We start from the raw sequence: 26010 nt of genomic DNA on the forward strand, positions 1-26010 counted from the left end.
TACTAATATGTCAGAGATAAAAAATATTAGAGATCAGTTTATATCAAAGCTTGATAATGATTTAAGCATTGATCAAATAAATGAAATCAAAACTGAGCTCTTTGGTAAAAATGGTTTAATTTCATCAAAATTTAAAACAATAGGATCAATACCAGAGACCGATAGAAAAAAATTTGCATCAGATTTAAATCAAGTAAAAGACGAACTTCAGAATTTAATAACTTCTAAAATAAACGATATAGAAGGAAAAAAAATAAATGAAAAATTAGAAAAGGAAAAAGTTGATATAACTTTACCTGAAAGACCATTCATTAGAGGAAAAGTTCATCCAGTATCACAAACTATTGATGAAATTTCATCTATTTTCTCTGAAATAGGATTTAGCGTTGAGGAAGGCCCTGATGTTGAAAATGAATACAACAACTTTACTGCTCTAAACACACCAGACAATCATCCAGCGAGAGATATGCATGATACATTTTACTTAGATGAAAACAAAGAGGTTTTGTTACGAACTCATACTTCACCAGTTCAAATCAGAACTATGCTAAAAGACAAACCTCCATTCAAGATCATTGCACCTGGGAGAACTTATAGATCTGATAGTGATCAAACACACGCACCAATGTTTCATCAAGTAGAAGGTTTGCATATCGATACAAATATTAATATGGGGCATTTGAAAGGATGCTTGAATTATTTTATTAAAGAATTTTTTGAAGTAGAAAAAATTAAAATGAGATTTAGACCTAGTCATTTTCCATTCACAGAACCATCTGCTGAAGTAGACATTGGTTATGAAATAAAAGATGGAAAAATAATTATTGGAGAAGGAGATAAGTGGCTTGAAATTTTAGGTTGCGGTATGGTGCATCCTAATGTCTTAAGAAATGTAAAAGTAGATCCTTCAAAATATCAAGGATATGCCTTTGGAATAGGTATAGACCGATTAGCAATGCTTAAATATGGCATTAATGATTTAAGAGCGTTTTTTGATTGTGATTACAGGTGGCTAAATCATTTTGGTTTTGATCCACTTGATGTTCCTTCAAATTACAGAGGTTTAAGCAGATGAAGATTACATATGATTGGTTAAAAGATCATTTAAAAGTAAGTGCTAAAGAAGATAAACTTCTTGAGAAACTAACAGACATAGGCCTTGAGGTTGAGAGTATAGAAAATTTATCAAAGGGATTAGACTTATTTAAGGTAGCAAAAATTATAAAAACAGAAAAACATCCTAACGCAGACAGACTTAAAGTTTGTGATGTTGATATTGGTAATAAAGAGATCAAAAAAGTTGTTTGTGGAGCTGCAAATGCAAGAGAGGGCCTTCTTACTGTATATGCCCCACCAGGCGCTATAATTCCAAAAAACAAAACTAAACTTGTTGTTGCTAAAATAAGAGATGTTACATCATATGGAATGTTATGTTCTGAATCTGAATTGAATTTATCAGATGAAAGTGATGGGATTATTGAGCTGTCTTTATCCAAATATTCAAAAAATATTGGAAAAAGTTATTTTTCTAAAACAAGTTCTAATCTTATCGATTTATCAATTACACCAAATAGATCAGATTGTCTTGGTGTTCGGGGGATAGCAAGAGATTTATCAGCAGCAGGTTTTGGAAACTTAAAACCAGAAAAAGATAAAAAAATTAAATCTAATAAAAAACAGACCTTAAAAGTAAAAATAACAAAAGAAAAAAATCAAGGCTGTTTATCTTTTGGTAGCTGCTTAATAACTAACGTCAAAAATACAGAAAGTCCTCAATGGTTGAAGGATAAATTAATCTCCATAGGCCAAAAACCAATATCTGCAATTGTAGATATAACTAATTATGTCATGATTGATATTAATCGTCCTTTGCACGCATACGATGCTGACAAAATTGATAAGGGAATAATCGTTAGAAATTCAAAATCAGGAGAAGAACTTACTGCTCTAGATAATAAAAATTATATACTAGATGATGGAATGTGTGTAATAAGCGATAACAAAGGTGTCTTAGGTCTAGGAGGAATTATTGGAGGCACAAGATCCGGTACAGAGTTAGATACAAAAAATGTTTTATTAGAGTCGGCTTATTTTGATCCAAGATCAATCAGAAAAACTGCCAAAAAATTGAATATTGATACTGATGCTAAATTTAGATTTGAAAGAGGTATTGACCAGTTATCTATTGAAGATGGATTAAATAAAGCAGCTTTTTTAATTAAGGAAATTTGTGGTGGTGAAATTAGCAAAATAGATATTCAAAAAATTGAATCTTTTAAAAACAAAGTAATAAAATTTGAACCAAAAACATTTGAAAAAATTACTGGTTTTAAAATTTCAACCAAAGAAATGATAACCATTTTAGGAAAACTTGGTTTTAAATTAAAAAAAGAAAAAAAATTCTTTAAATTATCAGTTCCATCTTGGAGACCAGATATTGTTCAAGAAATTGATATAGTTGAGGAACTTGTAAGAATTAGTGGTTATGAAAAAATAAAAATAGAAAATCCCATTAAAGAAAGATCAAAAAATACTTTAAATCCTACTCAAAAGTTATTTCATTTTCTTCAAAGAGCAGTAGCATCTAAAGGGTATTTGGAGGCTATTACATGGTCTTTTACAGATTCAAAATATAACGATCACTTTAAAGAAGCCAATAAAGAAATAAAAATTGTAAATCCAATTAGCTCTGAATTGGGAGTATTAAGAAATTCTATTTTTTCAAATTTAGTGATGTACATTAGCAAAAACTTAGATAGAGGAATTAAAGATTTATCAATATTTGAAATAGGGCCAATATTTTATGGTCCACAACCTGGAGACCAGAACACAGTTGTTTGCGGCTTGTCAGCCGGAAAAAAATCTAGACTTTCATGGATTGAAAAAGAAAGAAATATAGATGTTTTTGATATTAAAAGAGATGTTGTGCAAACTTTAGTAGAGGCTGGTTATGATTCAGAAAAATTTTATATTGATGACGAAAGCCCCAATTATTATCATCCAGGAAAATCAGGCAGAATATTTTTAAATAAGGGAAAAGATAAGGTGGCTGCTTATTTTGGTGAAATTCATCCAAACATTATCAAAATGCTAGATATAAAATCAGAGTCTTTAGTAGGATTTGAAATATTTTTAGATAATTTAAAATTACCTAAAAAACCTTTAAAAGATCAAAAACCAAAATATTCAGTATCTGACTTTCAAAAATCTGAAAGAGATTTTGCATTTATCGTTAATAAAAAAATAAGTGTGCAAGATTTAGTAGGTGTAATATCAAATATTGATAAAAATTTAATTTCAAATGTTAAAGTTTTCGACGTATACGAAGGAGATAATATTCCTGAAAATCAAAAATCAATTGCTATCAGTGTAACAATTCAATCATTGGAAAAAACTTTAACGGATAATGATTTAGAAAAAATTAATAATTTGATAATAGAAACAGTCGAAAATAAAACTGGTGCTAAAATCCGTTCCTAAAAAAATAATGAGCACAATTGATAATATAAGAAATTTTGCAATTATTGCGCATATTGATCATGGAAAATCAACTATTGCCGATAGAATTATTCATAGTTGTGGTGGATTAACTGAAAGAGAGATGAAAGCTCAAGTTTTAGATTCTATGGATATTGAACGTGAAAGAGGAATCACAATCAAAGCTCAAACTGTAAAATTAAATTATAAAGCTAAAAATGGAAAAAATTATATTTTAAATATTATTGATACACCAGGCCATGTAGATTTTAGTTATGAAGTAAGTAGATCTTTATATGCATGTGAAGGTTCAATTTTGATCGTAGATAGTACACAAGGGGTAGAAGCTCAAACTTTAGCCAATGTTTATCAAGCTTTAGATACTAATCATGATATAGTACTTGTTTTAAACAAAGTTGATTTACCTGCATCTGATTTAGATAGAACAAAAAAACAAATTGAGGATGTGATAGGAATTGATACTGAAAATGCAATTCCATGTTCAGGTAAAACTGGAGAAGGAATAGATAATATTTTAGAACAAATAATTACAACATTGCCAGCTCCTAAAGGAGAAAGTTCAGCAGCCCTAAAATGTTTATTAGTTGATAGCTGGTATGACACTTATCTGGGTGTAGTGATTTTAGTGAGAGTGATAGACGGTAAACTTTCAAAACATATGAAAATAAAAATGATGTCTACTAATCAAGAATATATTGTTGAAAAAGTTGGGGTTTTTACACCTAAACCTGTAGACATTAATGAATTAACAACAGGTGAAATTGGATTTATTACAACTGGAATTAAAGTTTTATCAGAAACAAAAGTTGGAGATACGATTTGTGACGCTTCAAAACCCTTAAAAGAAGCTTTGCCTGGATTTAAACCAAGTAAACCGGTAGTGTTTTGTGGGCTTTTTCCAGTAGACAGTTCTGAGTTTCAAAAGCTTAAAGATGGTTTAGCCAAATTACAATTAAATGATGCGAGTTTTTCATTTGAACCAGAATCATCCTCTGCTTTAGGATTGGGTTTTAGATGTGGATTTTTAGGATTACTTCATTTAGAAATTGTAACTGAGAGATTAGAAAGAGAATTTGATGTTAATTTACTAACAACGACACCTGGAGTTGTTTATAAGGTCCATCTCAATAGTGGAAAAATAATTGATTTACAAAATCCATCAAGTTTACCAGATCCAACTCTAATAAAATATATTGAGGAGCCATGGATTAAAGCAACAGTAATTACACCTGATCAATATTTAGGTTCAATTATTAAAATGTGTCAGGATAAAAGAGGTATACAAACAAATTTAAGTTACTCAGGAAATAGAGCTGTAGTAAATTATGAGTTACCATTGAATGAAGTTGTTTTTGATTTCAATGATAGACTAAAATCTATGACTAGTGGCTATGCTAGTTTTGATTATGAAATCATTGAACACAGAGAAGGTGATTTGGTTAAACTTGGTATTCTTGTCAATGGAGAACCAGTTGATGCTTTAGCAATGATGATACATAAAGATTTTGCACAAAAAACTGGCAGAGAGGTTTGTGAAAAATTAAAAGATTTAATACCTCGACATAACTTTATGATACCAGTTCAAGCTGCAATAGGAGGTAAAATTATTGCAAGAGAAACAATTAAAGGTTTTAAAAAAGATGTTTTAACTAAAATACATGGTGGTGGTGCTACAGATAGAAAAAGAAAGCTTTTAGAGAAACAAAAGAAGGGTAAAGCTCGATCAAAGCAATTTGGAAGAGTAGAGATACCCCAAGAGGCTTTTATTGGTGTTTTAAAAATTAGCAAAGAGAAATAACTTATTTTTCTAAAGATTTTATATTTATAAATTTATTTGAAAGTTTTATATTATTTTTTTTTATCTCATTAAAAAAATTCCAAGCTAAGACAACAATTGGATTTTTATTTGATTTAATTTTTTTTTTTGAAACAACTGGTATTTTTACTCCTGGAATAAATTTACCATGTTTTAATTGGTTATCTTCAATAATAAATTTTAATTCTTTTTTGATATTAAAATAATTCAATGCCGTTGTTGCTTTTGCTGGTGCTCCATAGCCTATTAAAGTAGTATATTTTTTTTTCAAATTAGTAATATTTTCTAAAACTTTATTTCTCAGTTTTTCAACTTTTTTTCCAAATTCTAAATATGTTGAGATTTTTTTTAATCCAAACTTTTCCTCTTTTTTAAGCATTTTAAACACGGAGCTTTCAATTTTAATATTTTTTTCTTGAGATACGTAAACTCTTATGGATCCCCCATGAGTATTTATTTCCTCAACATCAAATATTGTTAATTCTAATTTATTGAAAAAAGTATTTAAAGAAGTTAAAGACCAATAATTTGTATGTTCATGGTAAATATTATCAAAAGTTAAATCATTTATTGTTTTAAGTAAATATTGAACTTCAATTACTATAATGCCATCTGGTTTCAGTAATCCTTTCATAGACTCTGCCATGAGCTTTAAATCATCAGCATGTGCAAATACGTTTGAAGCCAACAAAAGATCAGCTCCATTTTTGACTGGGTTAAGAGCTTTGTCGTTTAAATATCCATGAAATGTATTTATTCCATTTTTATTAGCTATATCAGCTAAATTTTTGGCAGGCTCTATTCCTTGAATATTTTTAAATCCTAAATCTAAAAAAGGCTTTAAACCTACACCGTCATTGCTACCTACATCTATAATATATGAATTTTTTTCTAAATTAAATTTTTTTATATATTTTTTTGCAGCTGATGCAAAATGATTTCTAAAAGTTGAAGATGTAGAAGAGGTATACAAGTAATTATCAAACATTTTATGACTATCAATTGCCACAGATAATTGACAATTAAAACAATCTTCACAAACATTTAATTCCAAAGGGTATTCTTCATATTTTTCATTAATATTATTTAAAAGATTATTTGCCAACGGTTGATATCCTAATGATAATACTCTTTTTAATTTCAAAGACCCACAACATCTACAATTTAATTTATAAATTGACTGAAGAAGTTCCTTTTCATTATCATTTACAAATTTGTAGGGAATAGTATGTGTAATACCATAATTTTCATGTTCCCTCTCTCCTCTAACTAAATTTAAAAATATAGTATCTTTTGTGAATACCATAGTATGAGCTACATTAGGTTGTGTGACAATCATTTCTCCTTCATTAACTATATGGGTTATTTTTTTTGAATTGTCATCTAATAGGTCTTTATAGATACTTATAAATTGACCTCTAATTACTAAACATTTTTGTTCTTGAACAGGATGAAAGTGATTAGCTCTCATTGTACCTTTTTTTGACTCGATATAACCAACCATGTTTATGGGCTCGGGTAAATCGTAATTACTAATTTTACCTCTTTCATCTATGAATTCTCTAACACCAGAAAAGGTGTACTCTAAATTTTTATCGAATTTTTCAAAAGACCATTTTTCAATCATTTCTTTAATACATGTTTCTAGATCATAAAGAAATTTAAAACCTGTATTAAGAATTTTCTTATTTGAAAGTGTATATCCTTTGTTTGGAATTTCGTCATTTGTTTCAATTAATTTTAATTTTGGATTTATTTTTTTACATATTTTTGCAACTTCTTTAACAGTTGTGTTTTCTTTCGTTAGATTATAAATTCCATTTTTAAAATTATTACTCTCTTCAACAAATTTAAAACATCTTGCGACATCTATGAGTGGAACCAAACTTTTTAATTGCTTCCCTCCTCCAAAAAGTTTTATTTCTCCATTTTGGGATGCTATTTTTGAGAATAAATTTGGCATTATATTTATTCTCATTGTGTCAGTAGAAAATCCATATACTGAACCCAATCTAAAAATTGCGTATTTTTTTCCAGATTTTATAATTTGATTTTCATTTTTAACTTTACTTGAGGAATAGCTTAAAAAAGTGCTTGTTTTTTCTTTTTCATTTATATTTTTTTTTTGTTTTTTTAATCCTTCAAAAACTACATGAGTAGATGGAAAAACTATAGTGGCCTGATTATTCATTGATGCCAAAATATTTGAGGTTCCTTGAATAGCTACTTTTTCGGTTAACGCATCTCTCTCCTTATTAGAATCTTTTTTAACATATGCTACATCTGTAATTCCTGCTAAATGATGTATACATTCTGCTTTTTTAATAATTGGTTTTATTTTTTTTAAGTCAAGAATATCTGCTTGAATAAATTTAATTTTTCTTCTCTTTAATTCATTTACCCTTTCAGAAATAAATCTATTATCAATAGCAATCACTTCATACTTCCAACTAAAGCCAGAATAAAGTTTGCATAATTCTGAACCTATATACCCTAAGGCCCCTGTAATAACTATATTTTTTGGTTTTTTAGACATTTAAATTAAATTTTTAATAAATAAGTTCTAAGATTTACAGCAAGAAAGTGATATTTAAAATAAAATAAGTACAGTAGATTATATTAATAATACTTTAAATTTCTTTAAATTTGCCTATTCAGATAATATCCACTCAGCATATCTATCCAAATTTTTATTTACATAATTTGGTAAAATTAGATTTTCTTTTTTAAAATATAGTTTTTCACTTTCATCAAAAAATACTGTTTTTTTGTCAATACATTGTTGTATATAATTTTTTTGATTATATTTTTCTATATTAAATTCTGTGTGTGTATATGAATTTATTTTTTTAATTATTTGATCTGCATTTTTTAACCAAGCTAGGTGCCACCCACCATTTTGAATAACTTTAAATTTTCTATAATAGGTTTTTGAAAAAAGTTTATCTATTCTAAAAATATTATATTTTTTATTTACTTTTAATATCCTTAACCATTGTGGTGATATTAAATTTTTTCTTAAGCATAATTTAGATCCAATCCACCACCTATTCTCTCTATATAAATTTAATTTATACATTGAGTGCAATTGGGAGAAAGCATAAACAAAATCATTTATTTTTGAAAAATTAACTAAATTTAAGGATGGAATTTCATCTATATCAGAGATAATAATTACATCATTTTGCGATGCATCTTCAATACCTTTGCTTATCTGATTACGCTGATGACTATCTCGCTCCCAAACGCCTAAATTTTCTTCAAAACTTTCAAAATAAAAATATCTAATTTTTTTCTCAAATTTTTTTAAGATTTTCTGATCAATTAGTTGCCCTTTTTTACTACCTTGATGTGTTTGTCCAAATTCAATAATTACAAAATAATCAACAAATTTATTTAATTCATTAAGCCTAATCTCTAAAATATGATTTTCATCGTTGAACAAAAAACAATCGTAAATTTTCATGAGATACTTTAAATTTATTAATAATATATTTGACAAATATAACACAAAAAGGAGAGATGTGAGAGCGGTTTAATCAGCACGCTTGGAAAGCGTGTAAAGGAGTAATCCTTTCGCGGGTTCGAATCCCGCTCTCTCCGCCAAAAAATTAAATTGATTTTATAATTTTTTTTATAATCTCAGAGTCTTTAAGTTTTGAAGTATTATAATATTTATTTTTTTTATAAATTATTTTACTTTCAGGTTTTGTGTGAATAGGCATATAAATAGCATGTACATTTTTTTTTAATGATGAGCCAAGACATACTGGGCCCGACTCATTTCCAATAATAACTTTGCAATCCTTAATTATTTCAATAATTTTTGAAATTTTTTTGTCATAAGTAAAAATAATATTTTTAGAATCTATTTTATTTTTTGAAAAATAACTCAAAAAATATTTTTTTTTAGGTGAAAAGTTTACATATATAATATTTTTTTTTTTTAGTTTTTTTATTATTTCAATATAATTTTCAATTGGCCAATTATTTTGATCATGAAAAGAGTCAACGCTGATAAATATTTTATTTTTTTTTTTTGAATTATTTTTTTTTGAGTTTAAAAAAAAATTGTTTACTTTTTTTGGTAGATTTAGTTGATTAGTATACTTTAACAATCTTTCCGAAATAGTATATTTTTCTAATGATCTGTCCTTATTGAATATAAACTTACCGTTTCCAAAAATAACTTTTTCTTTTGCATTACTTAAAATTACAGGAAGGATCAATCTTCTTGCATTAGAAGTCAATATTATTCTATCAAAACAGTATCTATTTAATAATTTTTTAAATTTAATACTATTTAGAATAGTCTTAAGAGGACCATATCTATAGTTATCAAAATTTATTATCTTCTTGAAAAAAAATTCATCTTTAAATACATCGGGGGATTTATTTACAATGTTTGAAAAAATTATTAATTTATTTTTATAACTTTTATGAAGTGATCTTAATAAAGGTAGGTGGTATATAAGATCCCCAATTCCTCTCGCACCAATTATTACACCAATTTTTTTTTCCATTTACCAACTAATATATTATAAACGGTAATATAAATAATGATTTTAAATTCAAAATATAATTTTTTAAAACCTTATAAAGTTAATAAATTAAAGAGGTATGGCAGAAAATTTGATGGAGGATATCTTGTCTGTGAAGATGCAATTAAAAACATAAATAATTGTATAACTTTGGGTGTCGGAGATGATATATCATTTGAAATTGATTTAGAAAAAAATAAAAAGTTAAATAAAGTTTATTTATTTGATTACACAGTTAATCATTTTTTATTTATCAGAATTATTTTAAAATATTTAAGAAGATTTATAACTTTGAGGTCCTCACTACAGCCCTTAATATTTAGTATTAAAAATTACATCAAATTTATAAATTTTTTGAATAAAGAAAATGTTTTTTTTCATAAAAAAAAAGTTGTAAATAAAATAAGAAACAAGCTTGATATTAATATGGAAAAAATATTTTCAGAAATAAACAATAAAAATAATTTACTTAAAATTGATATTGAAGGTGGAGAATACCTAATTATTAATGATATATTAAAAAATAGTAAAAAATTAAATACAATAGTAATAGAGTTTCACTGGATTAAAAAAAATAAAAAGAAATTTGAAAATTCAGTAAAAAAACTTCAAACAAAATTTGATATTGTACATATTCATGTAAATAATTATAAACCAATAGATGTGAAAGATGACTTTTTTGATGTTGTAGAACTTACATTGGTAAATAAAATTAATAATAAATTTAAATCTAAATTTAGATATAATTTTCCAATAAAAAATTTAGATTTTGACTGTTTTCCAAATCATAAAACGATTAAATTTTCATTTGCTAAAAAATAAGCCTTTTTTTAAATAGGTTCTTTAGTAAAAAAATGGTATAAATTAACTTTCCTTTTTTATGAATAAAAATAGTTATCAAGCAGATTCAATAAAAGTACTGAAAGGTCTTGAGGCAGTCAGAAAAAGACCGGGTATGTACATAGGTGACACAGATGATGGAACTGGTTTGCACCATATGGTCTATGAAGTTGTTGACAACTCTATTGATGAGGCATTAGCAGGATATTGCAAAAACATTAACGTAAAAATCAACGCTGATGGAACAATTACAGTAAATGACGATGGAAGAGGTATTCCTGTTGATATTCATAAGGGTGAAAAAAAATCAGCAGCAGAGGTAATTATGACCCAACTTCATGCTGGCGGCAAGTTTGATCATGACTCATATAAAGTTTCTGGTGGACTTCATGGTGTTGGTGTTTCAGTTGTAAATGCGCTTTCAGAAAAATTACAGTTAGAGATATTTAGAGATGGAAAAAAACACTATATAGAATTTCAAAATGGTAAAGCCAAAGCTCCTTTAAAGGTGGTAGGAAAAGCAAAAAATGCTGGAACTCAAATAACTTTTTTACCTTCTAAAGAAATTTTTTCTTCGACGAAATTTAGTGCAAATATTCTTATCAAAAGAATGCGAGAATTAGCATTCTTAAATAAAGGAATTAAAATAATATTTACTGATGCAAGTCAAAAGAAAGAGAAAACCTTTGAGTTTAAATTTGATGGTGGTGTTCTAGAATTTGTAGATTTTTTAGATGAAAAAAGAGAAAAGTTACAAAATAAAAATGGAAATGATTTATTTAGAAAACCAATTTATATCGAAGGAAAAAAAAATAATATAGAATTAGAGTGTTCTTTAAAATGGAACGCAGGATATTCAGAAGATATATTTCCATACACAAACAATATTTATCAAAAAGATGGTGGAACCCACTTGCTGGGATTTAGAAGTGCATTAACAAGAGTAATTAACAAATATGCTAATGAAAACAATTTACTTAAGAAAAATAAATTGGCAATTTCAGGCGATGATATAAAGGAAGGTCTAACTTGTGTGCTTTCAACTAAAATTCCTGATCCAAAATTTTCATCTCAAACAAAAGATAAGCTAGTTTCATCAGAAGTAAGAATGATTGTAGAGACATTAGTAAATGAAAAATTATCTATTTGGTTTGATCAAAATCCCTCTGTTGCAAAAATTATTTTAGCTAAAGTTATTCAAGCTGCAATGGCTAGAGATGTTGCTAGAAAAGCAAGAGAAAATGTAAGAAGAAAAGGAGCCCTTGAATTAAGTGGTCTTCCTGGAAAATTAGCTGATTGTCAAATTGGCAAACAAGATGGAACTGAATTGTTTATTGTAGAGGGAGATTCAGCAGGTGGATCTGCCAAACAAGGAAGAAATAGAGCAAATCAAGCAGTTTTACCGCTTAGAGGTAAAATACTTAACACTTATGTAGAAGATTTTAACAAGAAAAAAAATGGTAACGGTAATGGTAATGGTTCTGATCAGAGAACAAAGGCTTTATCCAAAATGATTTCTTCAAATGAAATTGTTACTTTGATTAATGCTCTAGGTTTGGACCCAAAAGCACAAGAGATTGATTTAAAAGATTTAAGATATGGAAAAATTATTATTATGACGGATGCTGATGTAGATGGTTCTCATATAAGAGCTCTTCTTTTAACTTTTTTTAATAATAAACCATTTAATAAATTAATTGAAAATGGACATGTTTATTTAGCCCAACCTCCTTTATTTAAAATTAACAAAGGTTCTAAAGGTATTTATATTAAAGATGAGAATGAGTTAGAAAATTATATAATAAATAATAATAAGGAGTTAAAAAAAATTAAAAAAGGATCTAAAGATTATTCAAAAATAATTGATGAGGAAAAATCAAAAATGAATATCCAAAGATTCAAAGGTCTTGGAGAAATGAATCCAGAAGAATTATGGAGTACTACATTGGATCCAGAAACAAGAAATTTACTTCAAGTACAATACTCAAAAGATTCGAAAAAAGATCAAATTTTAATTCATACTTTAATGGGTAATGATGTGGCATTAAGAAAAGATTTTATAGTGTCTAATGCTATAAATGTTAGAAATCTTGATATTTAAAAATGAAGTTCTTTGAAACTTCAAAATATCATTCTTTTAAGAAATCAACTTATATAACTCTTAGATGGATCGGAATTATTGGACAATTAATTGCAGTAAATTTTGTATATTTATTTCTAAATTCTAGTTTTGATTTTATTACCTCAAATTTAATTATATTTTTTGGAATATTAAGTAATTTATATTTAATTTTTATTTATAAAAAAACACAATTATCAGATAGGTCTGCTTTTATCTTCCTACTCATAGATATTTTACAATTAGGTGTCCTTCTTTATTTATCAGGAGGAATAACCAATCCATTTATAATTTTTATATTAATACCAAGTGTTTTTTCTTCATCAAATTTGAGCTTAAGAACTAATACATTATTAGTAACTCTAACAATAATTATAATTATTTTTCTAACATTTAATTATGAAGATTTGCCAATTAATTTAAACAGTGATTTTCATAACAATCATTATTTTTACTATTCTATACCAACATCCTTAATCGTTGCCTTGGTATTTTTAAATTATTTTGCAATGACATTTGGCACACAATCTAGATTAAGAAAAGAGGCATTAGGAAAAATGGAAGAGGTAATGGCTAAAGAACATGAACTATTATCTTTAGGTGGTCAAGCTGCTGCAGCGGCACATTCTTTAGGTACGCCACTTTCCACGATAACAATAATTGCACATGATTTAATGAAACAATTTAAGGGGCAAAAAGATTTAGAAAAAGATATAGAGTTATTGAATAGCCAAGTCGAGCGATGTAATGAAATTTTAAAGCGATTAACATTAAATCCTGTTGAAGAGGATGAATTTATTGATAAAGATATTACTATTAGAGATTACTTGCATGAAATTATTTCTTCATTTAAGGAAATAAGTAAAAAGGAATTTGTCCTCAATTTTGACCAGGATTCAAACCCAAAAAAGATAACCAAATCTATAGAATTAGTTTATGGATTAAGAAATTTTATTGGAAACGCGAATAAATTTGCCAAAAATACAATTTTTATTAATTTGAAAAGTGATAGTGAGATAACTGAAATAACAGTTGAAGATGATGGTGATGGTTATCCTAGAGATATAATCTCAAAAATTGGTGAGCCCTATTTAAAATCAAATTATTCTAAAGACAAATCTAAAGAGGGCTTAGGTCTAGGCTTGTTTATTGGTAAAACCTTATTAGAAAAAAATTTTGCATTAGTTAATTGTAGAAATTCAAAAACACGTAATGGTGCTGAGGTTGTTATTAGATGGAAGAATAAGGAATTATTTAATATTTAGTGGTATTTGATCTTTGTTTCAAATAATGAGCTTAATTGAGAAATCATAACATCTCCTAATTCGTTTACGTCAGTAATTTTGATAGCTTTATTATAATATCTTGAAACATCATGACCAATTCCTATGGCCAAAACTTCAATATCTGATTTATTTTCAATAAACTTAACAATTTTTTTTAAATGTTTTTCCAAAAAGTCACCTGAATTTACAGAAAGAGTTGAATCATCTACAGGGGCTCCATCAGAAATAACCATTAATATTTTTCTTTCTTCTTTTCTCTTTTTAATTCTATTATAGGCCCAAGATATAGCTTCTCCGTCAATGTTCTCTTTGAGCAACCCCTCTTTTAGCATTAGTCCTAAATTATTTTTCGCCTGTCTCCAATGCGTGTCTGCTCCTTTGTAAATTATATGTCTTAGGTCGTTCAATCTTCCTGGTGTTTTAGGTTTGGAATTTTTTGTCCATAATTCTCTACTCTGTCCACCCTTCCAATTTTTAGTCGTGAAACCTAAAATTTCGACTTTAACAGAGCACCTTTCTAGTGTTCTAGATAAGATATCTGCACAAATAGCTGCTATAGTGATTGGTCTTCCTCTCATAGATCCAGAATTATCTATGAGTAGAGTTACTACTGTATCTTTAAAATCTAAATCTTTTTCTTTTTTAAATGATAAAGAATTATATGGATCCATAATAATTCTTGGAAGTTTTGAACTGTCTAATAGCCCTTCCTCTAAATCAAACTCCCATGCCCTATTTTGTTTTGCAAGTAGTTGTCTTTGAAGTTTATTTGCAAGTTTCGTTATGATATCTTGAAATCCAATTAATTGTTGATCTAAATTTTTTCTTAGTTTTATGGCTTCATCTGCATTTTCTAGATTTTCAGCTTTTACAACTTCATCAAATTGATTAGTAAATATTTTATAATCTAAATTGATATTATCTATTTTTTTTTGGGCTATTTGCTCTGAGCTTTGTTCATCCGACTCCGTGTCTGACAGTTGTTCATCAAAGTTAAATTCATCAATACTATAATCAGCATCTAGTGAAGCCTCCGATACGTTTTCATCTTTTTCATCTTTATTATCTTCTTTGTCGTTGTTTTCGTCTTCATTTGATGGATTATCTTGTCCTTTATCTTGATTTTCTTCTTTTCTTTCGTCCTCATCTTCACTTTGAAAAATATCCATTTCTTCTAATATTTCTGTAAATTTTGAACTATAAATATTTTGATCTTCAAGATTTTTAAGTAAAAACTCTTTATGTTTTTCTATGGCGTTTTCAAAGTCTTTTTCCCAAAAATTAAGCATTTTTGTCGTTAGAGGGTTTAGCTTAATTTTATGAAAATTCTTAAGCATATATAGCTCGAATGCCTCTGAAACAGATACATCCTCTTTAGTTTTTAGTTGATCTTTTCTTTTACGATTTATTATTTGATGATAATTTTCTTGATAATTTTTTTCAATTCCTTTCAGCATTTTTCCTCCTAATGCCTCATAACGTATTTTTTCAGCGATATTATAAAGAGATCTAGAAGATGTATTTGAGGGAAGGTTTTTTTTGTAAATTATTTCATTACAAAATTTTTTTTTCAAAGCAGAGGAGTCTGTTTCTGCACGTAATCTAATAAAATCAGCTGGACTAGTTAAATTGTCAATCTCTAGAAAATTAAATTCTTTTATTTTTTTTTCTTCAGAATTTGTTTTTTTTAAATCAAAATCATCAGCAATTGCTTTTGCTGTTGAAGTTAAAGCAATTTTGAATTTTTCTTTTAAATTATTTTCTTTAGAGCTCATTAGATTTGAATATTAATCAAAGATTCAGGCAACTCTTCACCAAAACATCTTTGATAATATTCTGCGATAGTATTCTTTTCAATATCATCACATTTATTAAGAAAAGTTACTCTAAAAGCGTAACCAGTGTCTTTAAATATCTCTGCATTTTCTGCCCAATGTAAAACCGTTCTTGGGCTCATCACTGTTGAAATATCTCCTGCAATAAATCCTTTGCGCGTTAAAGATGCTACTTTTATCATGTTAGCAACCTTTTCTTTTCCCTTTGCGTTATTTAAGTTTTTATTTTTTGACAAAACAATGTCCATTTCTTTATCTAGGCTAAGATAGTTTAAAGTTGTAACAATATTCCATCTATCCATCTGACCTTGGTTAATTTGCTGCGTACCATGATAAAGACCTGTCGTATCACCAAGTCCAACAGTATTTGAAGTAGCAAATAATCTAAAAAATTTATTTTGTTTAATTACTTTGTTTTTATCTAGTAATGTAAAATTTCCCTCAGCTTCCAAAACTCTTTGAATCACAAACATTACATCAGGTCTACCAGCATCATATTCATCAAAAACAAGTGCAACCGGATTTTGTATAGACCATGGTAAAATTCCTTCGTTAAATTGAGTTACTTGTTTACCATCTTTAAGAACAATTGCATCTTTTCCAATCAAATCAATTCTACTTACATGACTATCTAAATTTACACGGATGCAGGGCCAATTTAATCTTGCAGCAATTTGCTCAATATGAGTTGATTTACCAGTGCCATGATATCCTTGAACTAAAACTCTTTTATTATAAGCAAATCCTGAAATAATGGCTAAAGTAGTATCTCTATCGAACTTGTAGTTTTTATCAATTTCAGGAACATATTCATTCTTTTTTGAAAATGCATCTACTTCCATTTCTGAATCAATTCCAAAAGTCTGTTTTAATGAAACTTTAATATCTGGTTCTGTGTTAAGATTTGGTGTCAATTTTTTCTCTATAGGTGTTTTTTAATTGAGTGTAAGCCAATGTTATAAGTTTAAGTTTTTCTTCGTATTTTTTATTTCCAGAATTCATATCAGGGTGAAATTTTTTCACAAGTAATTTGAATTTATCTTGTATTTTCTTCCACTTTAAACCCACAGAAACCCCCAGTATTCCAAAAGCTTTTATATCTTTATGATCGAATTTAAATTGACGCATATGATTATAATCTCCATTTATTTTTTCTTTATCTAACTCATCTCTCAAAGTTGTATTCCATAACACCTTAAAAAAATTATCTGAAGAGCTAAAGCTTTGCGTGGGTTTGTGCCAAGTCATGTCGGATTTTAAAAAATCCATTACTTGGTCATCATTCATTCCTGAAAAATAGTTCCAATTTTTATTAAATTCTTTTACATGCTCAAGGCAAAGCATTCTAAATTTTCTGCTATTATCTTTTTCAACTGGTGCCTTATATTCACCTATTTCATTACAATTATTCCAGTCACAAATATTTTTCATGATATATAATAACATATATGGATATAAATGAGTTAATTACAATTGTAAAAAATAAATTATTAAATCAAATAAAAATTGAAAGTATAAATATTGAAGATAAATCTTTTCTTCATAAAAATCATAAAGGAAATCAAGAGGGAAAATATCATTTAAAATTAATTATTGTTTCTCAAGAACTAAAAAAAATGAATAAAATTGAAAGTAATAAAAAAATTTACAAGATTTTAGATCTAGAATTAAAAGAATTTATTCATTCAATCCAAATTTTAATTAGTTAAAAATTTTTTCAGAAATAATTTTAACTTTTTTTTGGAGTATTGTTTATTAAAAATTGGCTTACCAATTTTTTTTAACAAGATTAAGTTAATTTTGTCAAAATTATTTTTTTTATCTTTGATCATAAAAGATAAAATCTTATTTAAATCTCTTATAGAAAAATATTTTTTTACAGAAGAAGGTAGACCAGAATTATCAATATGATTTATAATTAAATTATATTCACTTTTACTAAGCATGTTTTCCTTAAAACTAAAAATCAGTGCCGTTTTCATTCCAAGTATCACGGCTTCACCATGATTTAGTTTATGGCTGTACCCTAAGCCTGCCTCATAAGCATGGGCAAATGTATGGCCAAAATTTAATATTTTTCTTAACGTTATTTCTTTTTCGTCTTTTTCAACTATTTTTTTTTTAACTTTACAACTTTCATAAATTGCTTTTTCAATAAAAGGAGAAGAAAGACTTAAAATCTTTTTAAGATTTTTATTTAAGAAACTAAAAAATTTTTTATTATCAATTAATGAATGCTTCAATATTTCTCCATATCCACAAATTATTTCTCTTTTTGATAAAGATTTAAGAAATTGAATATCTGAGAGTACCAGTGATGGTTGATAAAAGCTTCCTATTAAATTTTTACCATATTTAGAATTAACTCCAGTTTTTCCTCCAATTGATGAATCAACTTGAGCTAAAAGAGTTGTTGGAATATTTGCAAACTTAAGGCCTCTTTTGAAAAGACTAGCTGCAAAACCACTTACATCGCCTGTAATTCCTCCTCCTAAAGAAATTAAAACATCATTTCTTGAAAAGTTTTTATTTAATAAAACTTCCAGGATTTTATTAACGCTATTAATATTTTTATTTTTTTCACTAGCATTAAAAAATAACACAAAAATACTTTTATTTTTAAAAGACCTTTTGATATTTGAGATAAATTTTTTTGGAACATTTTTATCAACAACAATCAAACATTTATTAAAATCAAGTGAATTTGATTTAAAAATTTTTGATATGCTTGAGGTTAAATTTGATCCAATAATTATTGGATATTTTTGTGTTTTAGTTACTATATTTAATCTAGTTTGTTTCATAAATTTTTACTATTTTATTTACTATTTCACTTTTAGTAAGATTATCACACTTTATCTCATATAAAGCTTTAGAATAAATGTTAGATCGTTTCTTAATTAAATCAATTAACTCAGTATCGGTTGCATTAATCGCTAATGGTCTTTTTTTACTGTTTTTAATTCTATTTAACAATGTTTTATCATTCCAATTTAGCCAAAAAGATAAATGATTTTTTAAAATTTCTTTCCTAATATTGTTATTTGTAAAAGCCCCCCCACCAAGTGAAATCACAGTAGAGTTTAATTTAAGTTTCTTTAAAGTTGTTTGTTCCTCAATTTTTCTAAAATAATTCTCACCCTTAACTTCAAAGATTTTTTTTATTGTAATGTTTAAATTTTTTTCAATTTCTTTATCGATATCTACAAAATCTAATTTTAATTTCTTAGCTACTAAAGATCCAATAGAGCTCTTACCAGAACCCATCATCCCCAAAAAAACAAGATTTTCTTTTGATTTCATAAGTTTCTTTATTGAAAAAACATAAATATGTCTTAATTTGAAATTATCTAAAAGTATATGCAATTCACTAAAAACACAAGTTCAGGCAAAGCAAGTATCATAGGACTTGTGATTAAATCTATAATCGGATTAGGGGTTATTTTAGGTATTATTTTTTTTCTAAGTACAATTGATTTTCCTGCACCTAAAAAAGAAATTGAAAAAATTATTCCAAATGAAAATTTTAAAATTGTTAAATAAGAAAATTCTTTTAATTAAATTGGTTTGTCTTATTTTTTTGACACCTTTGTTTGCAGAAGAGAAACCAATTGATATTTGGAATATAGAAAAAAAGGATAATCAAATTATTTCAGAAACAAATATTTCAAGTGAAAACACTGTAAACACTGCTCAGAATAGTGTTTATGAACTACAAACAAATAAACAAACGGATACAATTAAACTTGATAAAGAATTTTCCTCAAAAGAAATTAAAATTGTTGGGTTATACGATCCAAGTGAATACGGTCTGAGTATGGATATGTGGTCAAATTCGGATGGAACCAAATTAAAAAATTTATTTAAGAATATTAATAAATTTAATCTTTCAGAAGATGCATCTGACATAATGCACATATCTTTATTAACCAATGCTTATTCTCCAACCCAAAATATTACTGAGCAAGAATTTATGAGCTTTAAATCCGATTGGTTAATAAAGGATGCTAATTTAGAATTAATAGAAGAATATTTAATTAAAAATCAAATAATAAATTTACATCCAAATTTAGCAAGATATTTGGTAGATACTTATTTATCAGAATCAAACATAAAAAAATCATGTGAGATTTTTTCTAAAAATTCTGAACCCATTCAAGATGAATATCTATCAAAATTTAATTTATATTGTTTAATCAATTACGGAAAAAATGAAGAGGCTCAACTAATCTTAGATTTAAAAAAAGAGTTAGGTTTCGAAGATAGTTATTACGAAAACAAAATAAATTATTTATTTGGATATCTAGATGAGGCAGATAAGGAAATATCAATAAATTCAATTTTAGATTTTCATTTAGCTCATAGAACTAACCCTGAGTTTTCTTATGAACCAAGTAAAGATACACCCAAAATAATTTGGAAATATCTTTCAGCCGCTAATTTACTTTTTAAAATTCAAGATATAGAAATTACTGATGTGGAAAAAATTTCTACAATAGAAAAAGCTGTTAATGATAAAAATTATTCTGAGGAGGAGTTATTTGAATTTTATAAAAAATTTCAATTTAATATTAATCAATTGCTAAATGCAAAAGAGGCATATAAATCTCTATCTTCAATTGAGGCACGTGCTCTTTTATATCAAAGAACTCTTTTAACAGAGGAACCAAAAATCAAATTAGAATTTATAAAGATTTTAAAGGATCTATTTATATCTGATGATATAAGTGATGCCTTTGATTTAGAATTAAAAAAATTCTTAGGTGAAATTAATGTTGAGGATGTCCCATCAAATTTTACTACATTTTATAATAGTAATTTAAACGAGAAAGAGACAGCAGATAAAAAGATTAAATATAATAGTAAAATTTTACATCAATCAAAACTTATAAATTATTTCAATGGAGACTATGCAAAATCTAAAATTGAAGAAGATTTAGATAAATATTTAAAAAAAATTAAAAAAGATAAAAAATATTTTTTATCAAAAAAAGATATAATTTTTCTAGAAGCGCTTAAATCTGATGGAATTAAAATTTCAAAAAAATATGACAGTCTATATGAGGTGAAGCAATCAGAAATGCCTGCCGATATTCAAACAATGATAGATAATAATGAAATGGGTGCTGCATTGTTGAGAATAATCGAGGTAATTGGACCTGACAAAATTGAAAATATTGATGAAGATACAGTTTATTTTATTATCAACACTTTAAATCAATTAAATGTTGATTTAATTAGAAATAAATTATTACTAAAAGTTCTTCCTTTAAAAGTATAAAAATTATAATAAAATCAAGATATGGCTATCAGGACTATAATAACAGAACCTAATAAATTACTTAGACAAATTTCTAAACCAGTCAATGTTATCGGTAAAGAAGAGCAAAAATTAATGGATGATATGCTTGAGACAATGTACGACGCAAATGGAATTGGTCTCGCGGCGATACAAGTTGGCGTACCAAAGAGAATTATTGTAATGGATATTAGTAAGGATGAAAATAAAAAAGAGCCAAGATATTTCGTTAATCCAGTTATTAAAAATAAAGATCCTGAAAAAGCAACTTATGAAGAAGGCTGTCTTTCCGTGCCAAATCAGTTTGCAGAAATTGATAGACCTAGTAAGTGTGAAGTAGAATATCTTGATTATGACGGGGAAAAGAAATTGCTAAAAGCAGATGGTCTTCTTGCAACATGTATTCAGCATGAAATGGACCATTTAGAGGGAATACTATTTATTGATTATCTTTCAAAATTAAAAAAAACAATGATAATTAAAAAATTATCTAAGAAAAAATCTACGCCAGCAATTCTTTAAACATGCCAAAGAAAATAGTTTTTATGGGTACTCCCATGTTTGCTGTTCCAATTTTAAAATCACTTTATCAAAATGGATATCCTGTTTCTTGTGTTTATACTCAACCACCTCAAAAATCTAAAAGAGGTCAAAAAATTAACAAGTCACCAATTCAATTAATTTCAGAGACTTTAAATATAGAATTTAGAACTCCAAACTCATTAAAAGAAAATTTAGATGAATTAGAATATTTTAAATCTTTAGAGGCAGATTTGGCAGTAGTTGTTGCTTATGGTCAAATTATACCAAAGTCATATTTAAATTTAACTAAAAAGGGATTTATCAATATACACGCATCTATTCTTCCAAAATGGAGAGGTGCTGCTCCTATTCAAAGATCTATTATGAATTTAGATAAAGAGACAGGGATTAGTATTATGAAAATAAGAGAAGAATTAGATACAGGACCGGTATGTAACATTTATAAAATTAATATAGAAAATAATTTTAATACTGAAGATATTAGTGAAAAGCTATCAAGTTTGGCTGCGGAGAAAATTTTAGATAATATAGATGATATATATGACGATAAAGCAAACTTTATAGAACAAGATCACTCATCAGCGACATACGCATCAAAAATTCAAAAATTAGAGGGGCAGATTAATTGGAAAGAGGATGCTAAAAATATAGTAGGTAAAATAAATGGACTTTATCCGGTTCCAGGTGCTTATTTCATGTTTAACGGTGAAAGATATAAAATATTAAAAGCAGAAATTGGACAAGCACAAGGAAAACCAGGCGAGGTTTTATCTGACCATTTAGAAATTTCATGTGGAGATAAAAAATCAATAAAAATTAAAGAAATACAAAGACAAGGAAAAAAGCCTCAAAGTATTGGAGAATTTGTTTTAGGAACACAAATTAAAAAGGGTTCATTTTTATAATGAATAGATACCAAATACTTATTGAGTATGTAGGGACAAATTTTAGAGGATGGCAAGTCCAAAAAAAAGGCCCAACAATTCAAGGATTAATTCAAGAAAAATTATCTAAATTATTAAAAGAAAAAATTATTTTACATGGTCAAGGAAGAACTGATGCAGGGGTTCATGCATTTGAGCAATCTGCGCATTTTGATTGCAAAAATAAAATAACTGATAAAATTAAATTTTTAAAATCCATTAATCATTTTTTAAATTTAAAAGACATTGCAATTAAAAATATAAAAAAAAGAAATAATAAATTTCACGCTAGATTTTCAGCAAAACAAAGAATTTATAAATACTTTATTTTTAATCAAATAAGCCAACCAATAATTGAAAAAAATAGAGCATGGCATGTTCGTAGGCCTTTAAATTTAGAATTAATGAAAAAGGGTGCAAAAAAGTTATTAGGAACTAATGATTATTCAACTTTTAGATCTTCAAGCTGTCACGCTAAAAGTCCAATTAAAACTATTAAATCGATCAAAATTAAATCATCAAAAAATAAAATTGAATTTCAATTTAGTTCTCAATCATTTTTACAACACCAGGTTAGATCTATGGTTGGTTGTTTAAAATACTTGGGAGAAACTAAATGGGATTTGAAAACTTTTGAAAAGAGATTTAAGTCAAAAAAAAGAACACTGTGTGCTCCTCCAGCACCACCAAGTGGTTTATTTTTATTTAGAGTTCTTTATTAATTTATTTTTATTGCTCATAGCAAACTTTTTATTTATTCGCCATCTAGACTCAGCTCTTACAATATACCCACAACAGTTTTTTGATTTACATTTACAAGGAAATTGTTTGTAATTTTCATCATAACCAAATCCATAATCACAGGTAAACTCCTCACCTTTTTTAATATCTTTGATTGCTTTGACCCAAATTTTCAATCCCTTTCCATCATAATCACAATTATTATCACAAGAATGATTAATTAAACCTGCGGTATTCCATGGAAAATCTCCATCTAGATCGTATCTTTTATTTATTGTGAATAAATATATTGGTTTATTATTATCGTATTTATCAGAATCTTGTGTTTGTTTTTTTGTTATAAGTTTTCCGACATAATCAATTATTTTGGTTCCCTCTTTAATGTCACGAGTTGCATAAAGTCCTCTTCCTTTATTATCAATGCCAGATTTTTTTATTTTATATAGCTTCATGAAATTTTTTATTTAGAGTTTTCTTAAGAATTATCAATTAAATTCTAAAAGAGCATCAACATGTCTTTTAGTGCTGTCTCGAAGTGCATTTAGGTCATAACCGCCCTCTAAAATTGAAACAACTTTTCCGTTACAAAATTTTTTAGAAGCCTCTAATATTCTTTTGGTAATAGTGAAATAATCATCTGTTTTTAAATTAAATTGAGCAAGAGGGTCATCCTCATGGGCATCAAAACCAGCGCTAATTAATATAAATTCTGGTTTAAACTCTTCTAATTTTTTCACCACACGGTCAAATACGTTTAAATATTCTTCTGAACTTATGCCAGCTGGCAAAGGTATATTAAAGATATTGTTAAATTTACCTCTTTCTTGTTCTGAACCAGTTCCTGGGTAGTAAGGATATTGGTGTGTTGATATAAAAAGAACATTTTCATTTTCATAAAAAATATCCTGTGTTCCATTTCCATGATGTACATCAAAATCTATTATTGCAACTTTCTTATATTTATATTTTTTTAACAAATAATTTGCACCAATACTTACTGAATTTAAAATGCAAAAACCAGCAGCCTTATTTTGTGAGCTATGATGTCCAGGAGGTCGAACACCACAAAATGCATTTCTAAATTCTTTTTTTTCTACTCCATCAATTGCAGTAATTATTGATCCAACTGCATCGAAAGTTGCATCTTTGCTTCCAGGTGAAATGATTGTGTCACCATCAAGTGAAGAAAATCCTTTTTTTGGAAAAGAACTTTTTACTAAATTTAAATAATTACTTTCATGTGTGGTTAATAGAATATCATCTGAAACTTTAGATGGTTTCTTCCATATAAGATTTTTATTATTAAGTTTTTTAAAATTTTCTACTATTACTGATACCCTTGCTATTTGTTCTGGATGCCCAGGACCTGTATTATGATTTTGAGATGTATCTGATGTAATTAAACCAGTTTTCACTTAAAGTAGTTATCTAAGATTTTAGTATAAATTAAAGTTAATCTTTTTAAATCAGACAAGGACACACATTCGCCTACCTTATGCATAGTTTTTCCCACTAATCCAAATTCTAAACATGGAGCTATTTTTCTTATAAATCTTGCATCTGATGTACCACCAGTTGTAGATAGTTGTGGTTTAATTTTAGTAATTTTCTTAATTATATTTTGTATCATAAATGTGGTTTTGTTAGGCTTAGTTAAAAAGGCCTCACCAGAAACAGTATATTCAATTTTATATTTTGATTTATTTTTATTACAAATTTGTTTTATTATTTTATTAATTTTGTTTTTTAATTTGTAAGATGTGTGTTTGTTATTAAATCTAATATTGAAGGATGCACTAGCTAATCCTGGAATTACATTATCAGCTGAATTATCAATATTAATTTTTGTTATTTCTAAATTTGTAGGTTGAAAATCTTTTGTTCCTTTATCAAATTTAATTTCTTTCAACTCTTTTAGTATTTGGACTAAAGATGTAGATGGATTGTTTGCTCTGTTAGGGTAAGCTACATGACCTTGAATACCAATGATAGACAATTTTCCATTCATACTACCCCTACGACCGATTTTAATCATTTCTCCTAATTTATTTGGATTAGTGGGTTCTCCAACTAAGCAAAAATCTATTTTTTCTTTTCTTTTCCTCAAATACTCAACAACTTTTTTCGTCCCATTAATTGCAATTCCTTCTTCGTCTCCAGTAATTAGAAGACTGATGGAGCCACCAAATTTTTTGTTTACCTCAGAAAAGTTACTTACCGCAGTAACAAATGCAGCTATTGAACTTTTCATGTCATTTGCACCTCTGCCAATTAAGTATCCTTTCTTAACTGCAGGTTTAAAGGGATTAACAGTCCAATCATTTAAATTACCAGGTGGTACTACATCTAAATGGCCTGCATAACAAAAATTTGGACTTGTGGTACCAAGTCTTGCATAAAGATTTTTTACAGGATAACTATTTTTATCTTTGAACTCGAGTATTTTAGTTTTAAAGCCAAGTTTTTTTAATTTTTTTTCTAAAAATTTAATTACACCAGCATCAGTTCTTGTAACAGATGGAAACTTAATTAGCTCTTTAGCTAATTGTAATTCATTTATTGTTGGCAT

At 27.2% G+C, this 26010-nt stretch carries 23 protein-coding genes and 1 tRNA gene; 13 read left to right on the forward strand and 11 right to left on the reverse strand.

The window, feature by feature from the left end:
- Positions 1-7 precede the first annotated feature (7 nt).
- From pheS to lepA, 3 genes are read left to right on the forward strand one after another with little or no spacing between them, the layout of a single operon-like run.
- The gene (pheS, locus tag ACTT88_RS00115; RefSeq protein WP_440907369.1) at positions 8-1075 is read left to right on the forward strand and encodes a phenylalanine--tRNA ligase subunit alpha; all 1068 of its coding nucleotides are present in this window, start codon (positions 8-10) and stop codon (positions 1073-1075) included.
- Positions 1072-3480 carry a phenylalanine--tRNA ligase subunit beta gene (pheT, locus tag ACTT88_RS00120; RefSeq protein WP_440907370.1) on the forward strand — a complete coding sequence of 803 codons (2409 nt, stop codon included), beginning with the start codon at positions 1072-1074 and terminating at the stop codon, positions 3478-3480. The genes pheS and pheT overlap by 4 nt, the downstream gene beginning before the upstream one ends.
- A 7-nt stretch (positions 3481-3487) precedes the next feature.
- Complete coding sequence (gene lepA, locus ACTT88_RS00125) at positions 3488-5296, forward strand: translation elongation factor 4 (RefSeq protein WP_440907371.1); 1809 nt, start codon at positions 3488-3490, stop codon at positions 5294-5296.
- Between the two features lies 1 nt (position 5297).
- On the opposite strand, the gene ACTT88_RS00130 is transcribed toward lepA, so the two are convergent.
- Together ACTT88_RS00130 and ACTT88_RS00135 are read right to left on the reverse strand one after the other, a co-directional pair.
- A complete protein-coding gene (locus ACTT88_RS00130; protein ID WP_440907372.1) occupies positions 5298-7850 on the reverse strand; it encodes an NAD-dependent epimerase/dehydratase family protein in 2553 nt (850 codons plus the stop codon).
- A 114-nt stretch (positions 7851-7964) separates the two neighbouring features.
- On the reverse strand, positions 7965-8780 hold the full coding sequence (locus tag ACTT88_RS00135) for a hypothetical protein (protein ID WP_440907373.1): 816 nt from the start codon (positions 8778-8780) through the stop codon (positions 7965-7967).
- Positions 8781-8830: 50 nt separating this feature from the next.
- On the opposite strand from ACTT88_RS00135, the gene ACTT88_RS00140 reads away from it, so the two are divergent.
- Positions 8831-8920, forward strand: a tRNA-Ser gene (locus ACTT88_RS00140).
- A gap of 5 nt (positions 8921-8925) precedes the next feature.
- Here the strand turns inward: ACTT88_RS00140 and ACTT88_RS00145 are convergent.
- The gene (locus tag ACTT88_RS00145; protein ID WP_440907374.1) at positions 8926-9837 is read right to left on the reverse strand and encodes a glycosyltransferase family 9 protein; all 912 of its coding nucleotides are present in this window, start codon (positions 9835-9837) and stop codon (positions 8926-8928) included.
- 36 nt (positions 9838-9873) lie between these two features.
- On the opposite strand from ACTT88_RS00145, the gene ACTT88_RS00150 reads away from it, so the two are divergent.
- The 3 genes from ACTT88_RS00150 to ACTT88_RS00160 are packed head-to-tail and all read left to right on the forward strand — an operon-like array spanning position 9874 to position 14079.
- Positions 9874-10677 (forward strand): FkbM family methyltransferase, encoded by an 804-nt coding sequence (locus ACTT88_RS00150; protein ID WP_440907375.1) that lies wholly within the window; start codon positions 9874-9876, stop codon positions 10675-10677.
- 58 nt (positions 10678-10735) lie between these two features.
- On the forward strand, positions 10736-12796 hold the full coding sequence (locus tag ACTT88_RS00155) for a DNA gyrase subunit B (protein ID WP_440907376.1): 2061 nt from the start codon (positions 10736-10738) through the stop codon (positions 12794-12796).
- Between the two features lie 2 nt (positions 12797-12798).
- Entirely contained in the window at positions 12799-14079 is a 1281-nt protein-coding gene (locus ACTT88_RS00160) for an ActS/PrrB/RegB family redox-sensitive histidine kinase (RefSeq protein ID WP_440907377.1), read from the forward strand.
- On the opposite strand, the gene ACTT88_RS00165 is transcribed toward ACTT88_RS00160, so the two are convergent.
- The 3 genes from ACTT88_RS00165 to ACTT88_RS00175 are packed head-to-tail and all read right to left on the reverse strand — an operon-like array spanning position 14076 to position 17366.
- Positions 14076-15875, reverse strand: coding sequence for a cobaltochelatase CobT-related protein (locus ACTT88_RS00165; protein WP_440907378.1), 1800 nt, complete (start codon positions 15873-15875; stop codon positions 14076-14078). The genes ACTT88_RS00160 and ACTT88_RS00165 overlap by 4 nt on opposite strands.
- Positions 15875-16849 carry a cobaltochelatase subunit CobS gene (cobS, locus tag ACTT88_RS00170; RefSeq protein ID WP_440907379.1) on the reverse strand — a complete coding sequence of 325 codons (975 nt, stop codon included), beginning with the start codon at positions 16847-16849 and terminating at the stop codon, positions 15875-15877. The genes ACTT88_RS00165 and cobS overlap by 1 nt, the downstream gene beginning before the upstream one ends.
- On the reverse strand, positions 16833-17366 hold the full coding sequence (locus ACTT88_RS00175; protein ID WP_440907380.1) for a J domain-containing protein: 534 nt from the start codon (positions 17364-17366) through the stop codon (positions 16833-16835). Before ACTT88_RS00175 ends, cobS begins: the two co-directional genes overlap by 17 nt.
- Before the next feature lie 17 nt (positions 17367-17383).
- Between ACTT88_RS00175 and ACTT88_RS00180 the strand changes: the two genes are divergently transcribed.
- Positions 17384-17644: a BolA family protein gene (locus ACTT88_RS00180; protein ID WP_440907381.1), complete on the forward strand. Its 261-nt coding sequence runs from the start codon at positions 17384-17386 to the stop codon at positions 17642-17644.
- Here ACTT88_RS00180 and aroB read toward each other — a convergent pair.
- Both aroB and ACTT88_RS00190 read right to left on the reverse strand, forming a co-directional pair.
- Complete coding sequence (aroB, locus tag ACTT88_RS00185) at positions 17633-18739, reverse strand: 3-dehydroquinate synthase (RefSeq protein ID WP_440907382.1); 1107 nt, start codon at positions 18737-18739, stop codon at positions 17633-17635. The genes ACTT88_RS00180 and aroB overlap by 12 nt on opposite strands.
- The gene (locus ACTT88_RS00190) at positions 18726-19238 is read right to left on the reverse strand and encodes a shikimate kinase (RefSeq protein ID WP_440907383.1); all 513 of its coding nucleotides are present in this window, start codon (positions 19236-19238) and stop codon (positions 18726-18728) included. The genes aroB and ACTT88_RS00190 overlap by 14 nt, the downstream gene beginning before the upstream one ends.
- A gap of 57 nt (positions 19239-19295) precedes the next feature.
- Here ACTT88_RS00190 and ACTT88_RS00195 point away from each other — a divergent pair, with 57 nt between their 5' ends.
- From ACTT88_RS00195 to truA, 5 genes are read left to right on the forward strand one after another with little or no spacing between them, the layout of a single operon-like run.
- Entirely contained in the window at positions 19296-19478 is a 183-nt protein-coding gene (locus ACTT88_RS00195) for a hypothetical protein (protein ID WP_440907384.1), read from the forward strand.
- Positions 19453-21216 carry a hypothetical protein gene (locus ACTT88_RS00200; protein WP_440907385.1) on the forward strand — a complete coding sequence of 588 codons (1764 nt, stop codon included), beginning with the start codon at positions 19453-19455 and terminating at the stop codon, positions 21214-21216. Before ACTT88_RS00195 ends, ACTT88_RS00200 begins: the two co-directional genes overlap by 26 nt.
- A 21-nt stretch (positions 21217-21237) precedes the next feature.
- Positions 21238-21756, forward strand: a complete 519-nt coding sequence (def, locus tag ACTT88_RS00205) for a peptide deformylase (RefSeq protein WP_440907386.1) — start codon at positions 21238-21240, stop codon at positions 21754-21756.
- A 2-nt stretch (positions 21757-21758) separates the two neighbouring features.
- Positions 21759-22682, forward strand: coding sequence for a methionyl-tRNA formyltransferase (gene fmt, locus ACTT88_RS00210; RefSeq protein WP_440907387.1), 924 nt, complete (start codon positions 21759-21761; stop codon positions 22680-22682).
- Positions 22682-23422 carry a tRNA pseudouridine(38-40) synthase TruA gene (gene truA / locus ACTT88_RS00215; RefSeq protein WP_440907388.1) on the forward strand — a complete coding sequence of 247 codons (741 nt, stop codon included), beginning with the start codon at positions 22682-22684 and terminating at the stop codon, positions 23420-23422. Before fmt ends, truA begins: the two co-directional genes overlap by 1 nt.
- Here the strand turns inward: truA and ACTT88_RS00220 are convergent.
- Genes ACTT88_RS00220 through dapE form a run of 3 tightly spaced genes read right to left on the reverse strand, consistent with a single transcriptional unit; the run spans position 23402 to position 26010 of the window.
- Positions 23402-23893: an SET domain-containing protein gene (locus tag ACTT88_RS00220; protein WP_440907389.1), complete on the reverse strand. Its 492-nt coding sequence runs from the start codon at positions 23891-23893 to the stop codon at positions 23402-23404. The genes truA and ACTT88_RS00220 overlap by 21 nt on opposite strands.
- Before the next feature lie 33 nt (positions 23894-23926).
- Positions 23927-24856: a histone deacetylase family protein gene (locus ACTT88_RS00225; protein WP_440907390.1), complete on the reverse strand. Its 930-nt coding sequence runs from the start codon at positions 24854-24856 to the stop codon at positions 23927-23929.
- Entirely contained in the window at positions 24853-26010 is a 1158-nt protein-coding gene (dapE, locus tag ACTT88_RS00230; RefSeq protein WP_440907391.1) for a succinyl-diaminopimelate desuccinylase, read from the reverse strand. The genes ACTT88_RS00225 and dapE overlap by 4 nt, the downstream gene beginning before the upstream one ends.

The sequence above is a fragment of the Candidatus Pelagibacter sp. genome (assembly GCF_052046145.1).
Classification (GTDB): domain Bacteria; phylum Pseudomonadota; class Alphaproteobacteria; order Pelagibacterales; family Pelagibacteraceae; genus Pelagibacter.

Bases quoted from the DNA above. Each gene is read 5' to 3' on its own strand.
- ACTT88_RS00145 (WP_440907374.1), bottom strand. From the start codon at position 9,837: ATGGAAAAAAAAATTGGTGTAATAATTGGTGCGAGAGGAATTGGGGAT.
- truA (WP_440907388.1), top strand. From the start codon at position 22,682: ATGAATAGATACCAAATACTTATTGAGTATGTAGGGACAAATTTTAGA.
- ACTT88_RS00130 (WP_440907372.1), bottom strand. From the start codon at position 7,850: ATGTCTAAAAAACCAAAAAATATAGTTATTACAGGGGCCTTAGGGTAT.
- ACTT88_RS00135 (WP_440907373.1), bottom strand. From the start codon at position 8,780: ATGAAAATTTACGATTGTTTTTTGTTCAACGATGAAAATCATATTTTA.
- pheT (WP_440907370.1), top strand. From the start codon at position 1,072: ATGAAGATTACATATGATTGGTTAAAAGATCATTTAAAAGTAAGTGCT.
- ACTT88_RS00150 (WP_440907375.1), top strand. From the start codon at position 9,874: ATGATTTTAAATTCAAAATATAATTTTTTAAAACCTTATAAAGTTAAT.
- ACTT88_RS00165 (WP_440907378.1), bottom strand. From the start codon at position 15,875: ATGAGCTCTAAAGAAAATAATTTAAAAGAAAAATTCAAAATTGCTTTA.
- ACTT88_RS00190 (WP_440907383.1), bottom strand. From the start codon at position 19,238: ATGAAATCAAAAGAAAATCTTGTTTTTTTGGGGATGATGGGTTCTGGT.
- pheS (WP_440907369.1), top strand. From the start codon at position 8: ATGTCAGAGATAAAAAATATTAGAGATCAGTTTATATCAAAGCTTGAT.
- fmt (WP_440907387.1), top strand. From the start codon at position 21,759: ATGCCAAAGAAAATAGTTTTTATGGGTACTCCCATGTTTGCTGTTCCA.
- dapE (WP_440907391.1), bottom strand. From the start codon at position 26,010: ATGCCAACAATAAATGAATTACAATTAGCTAAAGAGCTAATTAAGTTT.
- aroB (WP_440907382.1), bottom strand. From the start codon at position 18,739: ATGAAACAAACTAGATTAAATATAGTAACTAAAACACAAAAATATCCA.
- def (WP_440907386.1), top strand. From the start codon at position 21,238: ATGGCTATCAGGACTATAATAACAGAACCTAATAAATTACTTAGACAA.
- ACTT88_RS00180 (WP_440907381.1), top strand. From the start codon at position 17,384: ATGGATATAAATGAGTTAATTACAATTGTAAAAAATAAATTATTAAAT.
- ACTT88_RS00200 (WP_440907385.1), top strand. From the start codon at position 19,453: ATGAAAATTTTAAAATTGTTAAATAAGAAAATTCTTTTAATTAAATTG.
- ACTT88_RS00155 (WP_440907376.1), top strand. From the start codon at position 10,736: ATGAATAAAAATAGTTATCAAGCAGATTCAATAAAAGTACTGAAAGGT.
- ACTT88_RS00195 (WP_440907384.1), top strand. From the start codon at position 19,296: ATGCAATTCACTAAAAACACAAGTTCAGGCAAAGCAAGTATCATAGGA.
- lepA (WP_440907371.1), top strand. From the start codon at position 3,488: ATGAGCACAATTGATAATATAAGAAATTTTGCAATTATTGCGCATATT.
- ACTT88_RS00175 (WP_440907380.1), bottom strand. From the start codon at position 17,366: ATGAAAAATATTTGTGACTGGAATAATTGTAATGAAATAGGTGAATAT.
- ACTT88_RS00160 (WP_440907377.1), top strand. From the start codon at position 12,799: ATGAAGTTCTTTGAAACTTCAAAATATCATTCTTTTAAGAAATCAACT.
- ACTT88_RS00220 (WP_440907389.1), bottom strand. From the start codon at position 23,893: ATGAAGCTATATAAAATAAAAAAATCTGGCATTGATAATAAAGGAAGA.